General features: G+C 69.6%; 11 protein-coding genes. 4 read left to right on the forward strand and 7 right to left on the reverse strand.

Annotated features, from left to right (window positions below):
- Positions 1-115: 115 nt before the first annotated feature.
- The 6 genes from ACFVDI_RS07085 to ACFVDI_RS07110 form a co-directional block, all read right to left on the reverse strand.
- Entirely contained in the window at positions 116-1,834 is a 1,719-nt protein-coding gene (locus ACFVDI_RS07085; protein WP_378902100.1) for a hypothetical protein, read from the reverse strand.
- A 15-nt stretch (positions 1,835-1,849) separates the two neighbouring features.
- Complete coding sequence (locus ACFVDI_RS07090) at positions 1,850-2,548, reverse strand: class I SAM-dependent methyltransferase (protein ID WP_378902103.1); 699 nt, start codon at positions 2,546-2,548, stop codon at positions 1,850-1,852.
- A gap of 90 nt (positions 2,549-2,638) precedes the next feature.
- On the reverse strand, positions 2,639-3,130 hold the full coding sequence (gene coaD / locus ACFVDI_RS07095) for a pantetheine-phosphate adenylyltransferase (protein WP_378902106.1): 492 nt from the start codon (positions 3,128-3,130) through the stop codon (positions 2,639-2,641).
- 19 nt (positions 3,131-3,149) lie between these two features.
- The gene (gene rsmD / locus ACFVDI_RS07100) at positions 3,150-3,713 is read right to left on the reverse strand and encodes a 16S rRNA (guanine(966)-N(2))-methyltransferase RsmD (RefSeq protein WP_378902109.1); all 564 of its coding nucleotides are present in this window, start codon (positions 3,711-3,713) and stop codon (positions 3,150-3,152) included.
- Between the two features lie 9 nt (positions 3,714-3,722).
- Complete coding sequence (locus ACFVDI_RS07105; RefSeq protein ID WP_378902112.1) at positions 3,723-5,984, reverse strand: ATP-dependent DNA helicase RecG; 2,262 nt, start codon at positions 5,982-5,984, stop codon at positions 3,723-3,725.
- A gap of 13 nt (positions 5,985-5,997) precedes the next feature.
- The gene (locus ACFVDI_RS07110; RefSeq protein WP_378902115.1) at positions 5,998-7,638 is read right to left on the reverse strand and encodes a DAK2 domain-containing protein; all 1,641 of its coding nucleotides are present in this window, start codon (positions 7,636-7,638) and stop codon (positions 5,998-6,000) included.
- Positions 7,639-7,874: 236 nt separating this feature from the next.
- Here ACFVDI_RS07110 and ACFVDI_RS07115 point away from each other — a divergent pair, with 236 nt between their 5' ends.
- Both ACFVDI_RS07115 and rpmB read left to right on the forward strand, forming a co-directional pair.
- On the forward strand, positions 7,875-8,903 hold the full coding sequence (locus tag ACFVDI_RS07115; RefSeq protein ID WP_378902118.1) for a class I SAM-dependent methyltransferase: 1,029 nt from the start codon (positions 7,875-7,877) through the stop codon (positions 8,901-8,903).
- Positions 8,904-9,028: 125 nt separating this feature from the next.
- Positions 9,029-9,214, forward strand: coding sequence for a 50S ribosomal protein L28 (gene rpmB / locus ACFVDI_RS07120; protein WP_183546560.1), 186 nt, complete (start codon positions 9,029-9,031; stop codon positions 9,212-9,214).
- Between the two features lie 168 nt (positions 9,215-9,382).
- On the opposite strand, the gene ACFVDI_RS07125 is transcribed toward rpmB, so the two are convergent.
- Complete coding sequence (locus ACFVDI_RS07125; RefSeq protein ID WP_378902121.1) at positions 9,383-10,339, reverse strand: thiamine-phosphate kinase; 957 nt, start codon at positions 10,337-10,339, stop codon at positions 9,383-9,385.
- A gap of 154 nt (positions 10,340-10,493) precedes the next feature.
- Between ACFVDI_RS07125 and ACFVDI_RS07130 the strand changes: the two genes are divergently transcribed.
- Positions 10,494-10,730: an Lrp/AsnC family transcriptional regulator gene (locus ACFVDI_RS07130; RefSeq protein ID WP_008358330.1), complete on the forward strand. Its 237-nt coding sequence runs from the start codon at positions 10,494-10,496 to the stop codon at positions 10,728-10,730.
- Between the two features lie 58 nt (positions 10,731-10,788).
- Positions 10,789-11,745, forward strand: coding sequence for a D-alanine--D-alanine ligase (locus ACFVDI_RS07135; protein WP_378902124.1), 957 nt, complete (start codon positions 10,789-10,791; stop codon positions 11,743-11,745).
- Positions 11,746-11,797: the final 52 nt, after the last annotated feature.

Below are 11,797 nucleotides of genomic sequence, written 5' to 3' on the forward strand. Positions count from 1 at the left end.
CCGCCCAACCCGCATCGCCGCGCCAAACCCCTGCCGCCGACCCGATAACCAGCCAAAATTCTCACCCTCCCCAAAAGGGTCGGCGGCAAAACACCCACCACAAAGAACAGCCGAATCAGCGCGTCGGAACGACCTCCCCACCCCGAACACTGAGATCCCGCCGCTCCACCCTCCCCCGAGACTTGTGGGTCCAGATGGTGACGGTGGTGACCTGCTTCTCGATCCTCACGATCGAGCACGGGACATAGTTGGCGCGGATGGCATCGGTGAGCCAGGGCTGCGGCGTGTGCAGCGGCATCGTCTCGATGATGACCGGGATCGACCCGTCCTCGAGCTGAGGCACCAGCACGTCCTCGTACTGGGCGAAGTCGTAGTGGAACAGGTAGTAGGGCGTCGGGTTGGTGAGGTCGAGGGTGTCGTAGAGCTCGAGATAGTTGGGCATGACCAGCGCCTCGCGGATGCCCCCGCTGCAGCGCTCGTACTCCGGGCCCGCCCAGCGGGTGATCGCGTCGGTCACCTGGAACGACTTCGCGTCGCGACGCATGTCGTCGAGGTGGTCGACCGAGGCAAGCGCGGGTACGCCGCCGAGGACGACCAGGGCGCCGGCCGAGACGGCTGCAGTGGCACCGCGCAGGAACGTCGCCCCGAGAACCGCACCGGCTACGGCCAGGGCCACGAGCAGCACCCCGCCCGCCATGCTCTGCAGGCCGAACCCGATCCAGAGGGTCGCGGCCGCCCATGCGGCGCCGCCTGCAGCCAGAGGTAGGGCGATCGCCGGCGCCCTCACCCCGGCCGGCAGGGACGTACGGCGCTCGTAGAGCTCGGCTACGGCGAGGACGACGGCAAGGAGGACGAGAGCCGAGACGGTGGTGGTGTGGGGGTTGTCGACGCGACGGATCGGGACGACGACGAGGACCAGCCCGGACAGCGCGATCAGCCGGGTGGAGTCGGAGATCCGTTGCCACACCAGTGGCACGAAGGGCAGCAGCAGCGCGAACGGGTAGAGCGCGAGGATGAAGAACCGCCCGGACTCGGTCGGCAGGTCGAAGAAGTTCCAGACGGCGTACTGCGAACCTTCGTGCGTCTCGGTCTGGCCGAGGATCACCTGCCGGTTGAAGTCGGCGAAGGAGAGCCCCCACAGGACCTTGTACGCCACGGCCTGGAGGACCAGCCCGAGCACGAACCCGCCGGCGAGCTGGACGCAGTTGACGATCCGGGTGCGCCAGGCGACGTCCCGGCGGGCGAAGAGCTCGAAGAGCCCCGAGGCGCCGGTGAGGAGCACCGCCAGCTCGACGTACTGCCAGAAGACGAAGGCGGGGAGCAGCACCCGCGCGACCGCGGCCAGGCGCGGGTGCGACTCGAGCCGACCGGTCGGCAGGAGGACGAAGACCCAGAGCAGGCAGATCGTGTACTTGATGTGCAGCGGGGTCGCCAGCAGGAGCACGCCGAGCGCGACCGCGACCATCACGGCCGGGTGCAGCCGCAGCCGCAGCCCGATGGCGGCGGCGAGGACCGCGCCGAGACCGGCGCCGAGGAGGCGGCCCCAGAGGAAGTACCAGATCGTCGGGGACCCGGAGGCGACCGCGTAGAGCACCGAGGAGACCCAGAAGGAGCCGGCGTTCCAGCCGTGCTCGAAGTCGACCAGCGGGATCGCACCGTGGGCGGTCATCTTCGCCAGGTGGTACTGCGCACCGAAGTCCTGGGTCAGGAAGGTGCCGTTCTGGGCGCCGACCGAGTAGGCCGACCAGAGCAGCGCCAGCACGCACACGCCGGCGAAAGTCGCCCAGCGCACGATCCCCACACCTTCGGTCTGCTCCCCCGATGTCGCCGCCATGAGGAGGACCCTAGATCACCCCTTGGTCAGGACCGACGTGCGCTCGGGGTACGGCAGGGTCGGGGTGAGGCCGGCGTGGATGGTCTCCTTCAGCCCCGAGGCGGCGATCGCCTCGACGTAGCGCTTGCGGCGGCTGTTGTCGAAGACGATGATCCCGCCGGGAGCGAGCCGGTCCTTGGCCTTCTCCAGGCACGCCTCGCGGGCGCGCCCGTCGATCACCACGAGGTCGAACTCGCCGTCGACGTCGTCGATGGAGTTGACGTACGTCTCGAAGTCGAGGCCGGCGTGGCCCTCCTTCTGCGAGGGGATCACGGGGTTGTCGTTGGGGACCGGCTCGATGACCCGGAGCGAGATCTTCTCCTCGCCGGCGAGCTCGGCCTGCATCATCTCGCCGAAGCCCTTGTGGTGCTCGACGGAGTGGATCTCGTCGGCGCGGCGGGAGAGCCAGATGGTGGAGGCGCCGGAGCCGTACTCGTAGACCCGGATCGGGCGCTCGCGCTCGCTCAGCCAGGCGTCGACGGCGGTGATCGCGTCGTAGGTCCACCACGGCACGTCCAGCTTGGCCATCGCCAGGGAGTCGTAGACCTTGGTGAGCGAGTGGGTCCAGTGACGCCAGCGCTGCTCGACCGGCGGAGCGGTCTCCTTCGCGAGTCCCGTCTTCGTCAGCCCGCGACCGAGAGCCTTGAGGGAAGCGGCGTAGGACTGCTTGGCCAAGGAAAGAGGTGAACGGCCTGAGGTGGACATTGATCTCCAGAGAAAGAATGACGGGCAGCGCTGATAAACGATACCGGCGAACCGTGCCCCTTACTCGGAACGTTCTGCCAAACGCTTGGTGAGTCGTGCAAGAACATCCGGCGGCAGGAAAGCCGACACATCCCCACCGAAAGTGGCCATCTCCTTGATCAGGCTGGAGGAGACCGCGGCCCAGCGCGGGTCGTTGAGCAGGAAGACCGTCTCGACCCGGGTCATGTGGGCGTTCATCTGCGCCATCGGCGCCTCGTACTCCAGGTCGGGCGCGCCGCGCAGCCCCTTCACGATCGCCTGGGCATCGATCTCGACGCAGAAGTCGGTGACCAGTCCGGTGAACGCCTGGACCCGGACGTTGCCCAGCGGGGCGGTGATCTCGGTGATCATCTCCATCCGCTCCTCGGGCGTGAACAGGCGCTTCGACTTCGACGGGTTGACCCCGACGGCGACGACGACCTCGTCGAAGATCGCCGCGGCGCGGGTGAAGATGTCGAGGTGGCCGAAGGTGGGCGGGTCGAACGACCCCGGGCACACCGCGCGACGCGTCATGTCTTCGATTCTCCTTCGATCATTCCGGCGCAGTGCCGTACCAGAGCGTGGTCTCGCCGTACTTCTTCGACTTCTGTCCGGTGAACCCGTCGGGCCAGACCGGCTCGGGGCTACGCGCGGACCGTTCGACGACGACCAGCGCACCCGGCACCAGCCAGCCGTGCTTGACCAGCAGCGCGATGTCCTCGGCGACCGCGTCGTCCGAGAGCGGGTAGGGCGGGTCGAGGAAGACCATGTCGTACGGAGCCGCCGGCGGCGTCACTAGGGTGCTCGCCACGCTCGCCGCGACCACGTTGGCCCGCGGGAAGCCGAGCTCCTTGGCGTTCGAGCGGATCACCCCGGCCGTACGCCGGTCCGACTCGACCAGGGTCACGACCCCGGCGCCGCGGGACCATGCCTCCAGCCCGACCGCGCCGGTGCCGGCGTAGAGGTCGAGGAAGCGCAGCCCGGCCAGGGAACCGTAGGAGGACTCGATCGCCGAGAAGAGCGCTTCGCGGACCCGGTCGGTGGTGGGACGGGTCCGCACCCCTTTGGGAGCGAGTAGGCGCCGCCCTCCCGCGACGCCTCCGATGATCCGAGTCATTGGGACACCTTAGGACTTCTCGAGGTAGTCGGCGGAGGCGGACTCCTCGATCTCGCTGACCCGCTCGGCCAGCAGCGGCGCACTGGTGAGCTCGACGTCCTTCTCCAGGAGCGACTCGGCCGCCTCGCGGGCCTGCAGGATCGTCTCCTCGTCGCGGAGCACCCGCAGGCTCTCCAGGCTCGATCGCCGGCCCGACTGGGAGGCGCCGAGCACGTCTCCCTCGCGGCGCTGGTCGAGGTCGACCCGGGAGAGTGCGAACCCGTCGGTGGTCTCGGCGACCGCGTCCAGGCGGGTCCGGGCCGGGGTGCCGGCCTCGGCGTGAGAGACCAGCAGGCAGAGCCCGTGCAGTCCGCCACGGCCGACCCGGCCGCGTAGCTGGTGGAGCTGGGAGACGCCGAATCGGTCGGCGTCGAGGATGACCATGGTGGTGGCGTTGGGTACGTCCACGCCGACCTCGATCACCGTGGTCGCGATCAGCACGTCGATGTCGCCGGCGGCGAAGGCGCTCATGGTGCGCTCCTTCTCCTCGGCGGGCAGCTTGCCGTGGAGCTTGGCGACGTTCAGCCCGCGCAGCGGGCCGGTGGTCAGCTCCTCGGTGACCTCGTCGACGGCGGAGAGCTGGCCCTTGGCGGAGGCGACCTCGTTGCCGTCAGCGTCGAAGTCGCGCTGGTCGCTCTCCCCCTGCTCGGGCTCGTCGCCGCTGATCCGCGGTGCGACCACGTAGACCTGGTGGCCCTTGTCGACCTCCTCCTTGACGCGTTCCCACACCCGGGCGATCCACGCGGGGTGGTCCACCAGGGAGACCAGGTTGGTCTGGATCTCGGCCCGTCCGGCCGGGAGCTCGGTCAGCGTCGAGACCTCGAGGTCGCCGAAGACGGTCATCGCGACCGTGCGCGGGATCGGCGTCGCGGTCATGACCAGCAGGTGCGGCGGGGTGCCGGCCTTGTCGGTCAGAGCGGCGCGCTGCTCGACGCCGAAGCGGTGCTGCTCGTCGACGACGACCAGACCCAGGTCGTCGAACATCACCTGGTCCTGCAGCAGTGCGTGGGTGCCGACGACGATCCCGGCCTCGCCGGTGGCGATGCGGCTCAGCGGTCCCTTGCGCTGGGTCTTGGTCATCGAGCCGGTGAGCAGCTCGACATGGGTCTGCTCCTGGTCGCCGGCGAAGAGCCCTCCGGCCAGGCCGCTGGCGGCCAGGTCACCGAGCATCGCGGTGATCGAGCGGTGGTGCTGCTGGGCGAGCACCTCGGTCGGCGCCAGCAGCGCGGCCTGGCCACCCGAGTCGACGACCCGCAGCATCGCGCGCAGCGCGACCAGCGTCTTGCCGGAGCCGACCTCGCCCTGGAGCAGGCGGTTCATCGGGTGGGGCTGGGCCAGCGCGGTCTCGAGCTCCTCGCCGATCGTCTCCTGCCCCTTGGTGAGGGTGAACGGCAGCCGCTCGTCGAAGGCCTCGAGCAGATGGTGCACCCCGCCGGTGCGGGCAGTGGTGCCGAGCGCCTGGAGCGCCCTCCTCCTCCGGCCCAGAACCAGCTGCAGCCCGAGCGCCTCCTCGAACCGGAACCGGTGTTGGGCGCGCTGGACGTCCTTGAGCTCATGCGGCGCGTGGATCAGGTCCAGCGCGTCGCGCAGCCCCGGCACGTCGTACGTCTCCCGCAGCTGCTCCGGGAGCACGTCGGTGACGTCTTCGACGACCTGCCGGGCGAACCGCACCGCGCGCATCACGTCCCAGTGCTGGAGCCCCGCGGTGAGGGGATAGATCGGGAAGAGCTCGGTCAGCTCCTCGACGGCCATCTGGTTGTCGGCCGCCTCGGCGGCGTTCTCGGCGTCGTCGTCGCCGAAGACGACCATCTGCGGGTTGGCCAGCTGCCACTCGCCGCGGAACGACCCCGCCTTGCCGACGAAGACGCCGCGGACACCTGGGGCGAGCACGCCGCGCCGCCACTCGGCGATCCGCTGGGACTTGGAGAAGAAGGTCAGCTGCAGGTCGGCGGTGCCGGCCTTGAGCTGGGTCTCGACGCGGTAGGCGGGGCGGCCGGTGCGGCGGTCGGTGTGCTGGCGGACGACGCTGCGGACCACCTCGCCGAGCACGGTGAGCATCTCGCCCTCGTGCAGCTGCGGGGTCTGGCTGAGGTCGGCGGTGCGCAGGTAGCGCCGCGGGAAGTGGTAGAGCAGGTCGCCCACGGTGCGCAGGCCGAGACCCTTGGTGAACTTCGTGGCGTGCTTGCTGTTGCCCAGCACGGCCTCGATCGGCGACTCGAGGGTGATCGCCACCGTCTCTTCTCCTCTACTCGACCGACATCAGGAGGGGGTAACGCTCCTGGCCTCCGTCGTACACCATCACATCAACGGCCGGATGGTTGGCAGCCAGCCACGCCGCGACGCCTTGGGCGAGCTCGCCGGTGGGGTCCTCCAGGCCGGAGACCAGCGTGACCAGCTCGCCACCACCGCCGATGAGCCGGGCGAGGACGTAGGTCGCGCATGTCTCCAGGTCCTGACCGACCTTGACGAAGTCTCCGTCGAGCACCCCGAGCGCGTCGCCCGGCATACATGGCCCGGCCATGGTAATCGCTCGGGTGTTCGAGATCGTGACGGCGCCGTGCCGTGCGTGTCGCGCGGTGGCGGTCATCTCCAGCACGTCCTTGTCGAACTTCCGGCCGGGCTCGTGGACCGCGATCGCTGCCAGTCCCTGCACCTGACTGCGGGTCGGGATCACCGCGACGCTGATGTCGAGGTCGTCCTCGGCGGTGCGCGCGGCGGCCTCGGCGGACTGCCGGGTGGGCGCGTCATTGGGAAGCACGATCACCTCGGACGCCCCGGAGGCGGTGATCGCCTCGAGCAGCTCCGAGGTCGTCGGGCGCCGATGCGGGCCACCCTCGATCACGATCGCGCCGGCACCACGGAAGAGCTCGGCCAGACCCGGCCCGGCCGCGAACGCGATCACCGCCCGGCCGCTGCGGGTGGCGTGGCCGTAGGCCTGGCCCGCGATCTGCTCGGCGAAGTGGGTCACGTGGATCCGGTGCGGCCGTCCTGCGCCGATCCCGGCCTCGATGGCGGCGCCGACGTCGTCGACGTGGACGTGCACGTTCCAGATGCCCTCGCCGCCGACGACGACCAGCGAGTCGCCGAGCGGCTGGAGCCGCTTGCGGAGATCCGGGATCGCGGCGTCCTCGGCGTCGAGCAGGTACATCACCTCGTAGGCCGGACCACCCGGCTCCAACGCATGACCGTCCGCCGCGCCCAGACCGGCCGTGATCGGGATGGGGATGGGGATGTGCGGGGTCGGGGCCTGGGGGCTCGGGCGGCGTCCGGTCAGGGCGGTGTCGAAGGCGTCGAGGAGCACGCAGATCCCGCGGCCACCGGCATCGACCACCCCGGCGGCGGCGAGCGTCGGCAGCTGCTCCTGCGTACGGGCTAGGGCGGCGCGGGCCGCACTGGCGGCGACCGACATCACGTCGCGGGTGCGCGCGGAGTCGTCGATCTCGACGCACGCCTCGGCCGCGTCCGCGGCGGCGCGGAGCACGCTGAGCATGGTGCCCTCCTGCGGCTCCCCCACCGCGGCGTAGGCAGCGTTGGCGGCGTTACGCAGCGCGTCGGCGAAGACGACGGCGGTGCGCTCGTCAGCGGTGGCCTGGATCAGGCGGCGCAGCAGCGCGCCGATCATCTCGGCCAGGATCACACCGGAGTTGCCACGGGCGTCCAGCAGCGCGCCCCGCGAGAAGGCGCGCAGCCCCTCCCGCCAGTCGGATCCGGTGAACTCACGCAGCCGGTCGCGGGCCGCGGCGATGGTCAGGTAGAGGTTGGTCCCGGTGTCGCTGTCGGGAACCGGAAAGACGTTGAGCGCGTCGATCTCCTCGCGGTGCGACGCGAGCGCGTCTGTCGCCAGGTCGCCGAACCGGCGGAACAGATCGAGCTTGACCTCGGCCACTCTGCCTCCCTACTCCTCGACACCCTGCATGCAGCCAGAACCTGTGACGCCGGACACACTTCCCGGCGTCGCGGCCCCAAGGTTAGGCCGTGCCTGGGTACGGGGTAAACGACGGGTGAACAAATCCGAGGCTGCAGCAAAGACACGAGCGAGTAACAAGTTCTGCCGGGTCGCGCCCCGCACGGGTGACGATTCATCCCTAGTGTGGAGACTTCCCTACGCCGAAGGACTTCCGGATGTCGATCCCGACCCCGTCCCCACGTGCTCGTCGCGTCGCCGAAATCTTCGACTTCTCCACCGGCCACGGCCTGGAGATCGGGCCGCTGCACAAGCCGCTCGTCCCCCGCGGCGCCGCAGACGTGTCCTATCTCGACCTCTACGACCGCGACCGGCTCTACGAGACCAACACCGACAACCCCAACGTGACCCTCGAGGCCATCCCCGAGATCGACTATCCGATGTGGGACGGCACCCGGATGCGTACGCTCGAAGAGGCCGCGAAGCAGGGCGCACCCTTCGACTGGGCGCTGGCCAGCCACGTCGTCGAGCACGTGCCCGACCTGGTCGGATGGCTGGCACAGGTCGAGGCCGTCGTCGCCCCCGACGGGGCCCTGGTGCTGGTCGTCCCCGACCGGCGCTACACCTTCGACGCCCACCGCCCACCCACGACGATGGGCCAGATCCTGCAGGCGCACGAGGCGGGCGACACCATCCCGTCCGTACGTGCCGTCTTCGACCACCACCGCGCCGCGGTCGACCACGACCCCAAGCGGCTCCACCACCGCGGTCCGAGCGAGGCCGAGACCTGCATCCACGACCTCGGCTACACGTTGGCCCAGGTCGAGCGCGCCCGCCGTGGTGAGTACGTCGACTGCCACGTGTGGACCTATACCGACCGCTCGTTCCCCGAGATCATCACCGAGCTGCGCCGTCTCGGGCTGACCGGCTGGTCGGTCGAGAAGATCCTGCCGACCCCGGCGAACGACATCGAGTTCTACATCGTCCTGCGCCGCGGCTTCTCCCCCGACCTTCCGCAGACCCCCGGACTGCCCGACTGGGTCGAGCACGGCCTCGAGCTGCGCGACGAGGTCGCCCGGCTCCGCGAGGTCGTCGCTGACCAGCGCCGCAGGCTCGAGTCGCAGCGCAAGCAGCTGGCCGGTCAACGCACCGAGATCGACGATCTGCGCGGGTCGAAGCGGTGGAAGCTGGCCACCGCGCTGGCCGCTCCACTGGACCGATGGCGGGATCGCCGCTCCGGCGACTGACGATTTCGTTCGTCACAGCCGGACGGGCTACGCTTGTTCGGTTGTCTCGGCTGGGCAGCCGTTCATCGCGCTCGCCGGCAATATCTATTCGACCTCGATCATCTATTCAACCTCAGGAGTTCACGGTGGCTGCCGTCTGCGACATCTGCGACAAGAAGCCGGGCTTCGGCAACAACCGGCCGTGGTCCAAGAAGGCGACCAAGCGCCGCTTCGACCCCAACATCCAGCGCGTCCGTGCCGTCATCGGCGGCACCCCGAAGCGTATGAATGTCTGCACGACCTGCATCAAGGCCGGCAAGGTCGCTCGCTGAGCTGATTCTTCGTCGAAGGCCGCTACCCCTCGGGGTGGCGGCCTTTGTCGTCGGCGGGTCGTGGTGTTGGTTCGTCTAGGTATGCAGAGAAACCGTCACTTCCCAGCCGGAGTTCCACGCGGGAAGTGACGGTTCGGCTGCATACCTAGACGAACCGTCGCCCGATTCTCAGAAGTGCGTCCACCCCGCCGGCCCCTCGTAGACCTCGCCGTCGACCGTGACCGGCTCACCACCGGGCTCGCCGATCGTCCCGATCACGGCCCACCCCTGCGGCAGCTCGACCTCCGGCGGGAACGCGGCGAGCAGCGAGTGATCCTCTCCCCCGCCGAGCACGAACGCGAGCGCGTCCGCGCCGGTCGCCGAGGCGACCGCCTTGAGCTCGTCGGGGACGGTCAGCGCAGAGGTGTGCACGTCGATGGAGACCTCCGAGGCCTCGGCGATGTGCCTGGCCTCGGCCAGGAGCCCGTCGGAGACGTCGATCAGCGCCGAGGCACCGGCCGCCGCGGCGGCGGGGCCGGCTGCGTACGGCGGTTGCGGGCGGCGGTAGGCGTCGACCAGCACCCGAGGTGACCGGAAGCCCCGCTTGAGGATCGCCAGGCCGGCAGCGGCCCATCCCTGGCGACCGCACAGCGCGAGTACGTCGCCGGGCTCCGCGCCCGAACGGAGGACCGGCGCCTGGGCGACCGCACCGATGGCGGTCACCGAGATGACGATCTGATCGGCACCGGTGACGTCACCGCCGACGACCGAGGCGCCCACCAGCGAGCACTCGGCGGCGAACCCCTCCGCGAAGTCCACCGCCCACTCGGCGGGGAGGTCGGAGGGCACGGCGAGACCGAGGGTCATCGAGTGCGCCACCCCGCCCATCGCGGCGATGTCGGCGAGATTCTGGCCGGCTGCCCGGTGGCCGATGTGGGACGCCTCGGCCCAGTCCCTGCGGAAGTGACGACCCTCGACGAGCAGGTCGGTCGAGACCACGACGTGACCCTGCTTGACCCGCAGCAGCGCGGCGTCGTCGCCGGGGCCGACCAGCACGTGCTCCCCTTGTGCGAAGTGCTTGGTCATCTCGGTGATCAGCCCGAACTCACCGACGTCGGCGAGTGTCGTGTCCCTCGGAAAAGCCATACCTGTATCCAACCCTCCTCGCCATGCGCGGAGATACCGGGACACGCATGACCTGTCTTATCCCCAGGGTCGGTGTAGGTCGAGCGACAGATAACGCGATAGGTTACTTGCCTGACGTTGTGCCAAGGAAGGCACGGAGAACAGGAGCAGCACCATGGTCGTACAGGCGTACATCCTCATCCAGACCGACGTCGGCAAGGCCGCAGAGGTCGCCACCGAGATCGGCAAGATCCAGGGCGTGACCCTGGCTGAGGACGTCACCGGTCCGTACGACGTGATCGTCCGCGCCGAGGCCCGCAATGTCGACGAGCTCGGCAAGATGGTCGTGGCTCGCGTCCAGAGCCTCGAAGGCATCACCCGCACCCTGACCTGCCCGGTCGTCCACATCTGAGCTGGTCGTCCACACCTGAGATTGACGGCTCGTCCCGGCCGTCTGTTAGAACGAAGCCATGAGCAAACCTCCTCTTCCCGGGCCCGTCGCCGTCATCGCCGGCGGGCTGAGCCACGAGCGCGACGTGTCGCTGGCCTCCGGCCGCAACCTCGTGCGCGAGCTGTCGGCGCTGGGAGTGGAGGTGGCTGCGTACGACTTCGACCGGGCGCTGCTGCACAACCTCGAGCGCGACAAGGCGGTCGTGGCACTGCCGGCTCTGCACGGACAGTTCGGTGAGGACGGCGAGATCCAGACGCTCCTGGAGCTGATCGGGATCCCGTACGTCGGCACCGTCTCCACCTCCTGCCGCGTCGCGTTCGACAAGGCCGCTGCCCGCGAGCTCCTGCGCCGCGGGGGCATCCCGGTGCCGGACTCGGTCTCGCTGTCGTCCACGACGTTTCGCGACGTCGGTGCTCCGGTGCTGATGGAGCACGTCATCTCGCGGATGGGCGAGCGGGTCGTGGTCAAGCCCTCGCGCGGCGGCTCGGCGCTCGGCGTCACCGGCGTCGACGGACTCTCCGCTCTCCCGGCGGCCCTGGTCAAGACCTACGCCTACTGCGACGAGGCGCTCATCGAGCGCTTCTACGCCGGCATCGACGTCTCCGTGGTCGTCCACGAGACCGACGAGGGCACCAAGCCGCTGACGCCGATCGCCATCGACTTCAGCAAGGGCCACGAGTTCGACTTCGCGGCGCGCTACACCGCCGAGTTCGTCGGCTTCGGGCGCCCTGATCTCCCCGACGCCCTGCTCACCGAGCTCGGCGAGACGGCCGTACGCGCCCACGAGCTGCTCGGCATGCGCGACATCTCCCGCACCGACTTCATGGTCACCCCCGACGGCAGCTTCGTCGTCCTCGAGGTCGCCATCACCCCCGGCGCCACCGAGACCAGCGTCTTCCCCTTCGCCGCCAAGCACGACGGCACCTCCATGGGCGAGGTCACCCTCGCCCTCCTCAAGCGGGCCCTGTCCCGCTGACCCCCCGCCGACTGCCGAGTCGGCTCATTCTGACGTAAAACCACGCCGAGTC

The sequence above is a fragment of the Nocardioides sp. NPDC057767 genome (assembly GCF_042798275.1).
GTDB lineage: Bacteria > Actinomycetota > Actinomycetes > Propionibacteriales > Nocardioidaceae > Nocardioides.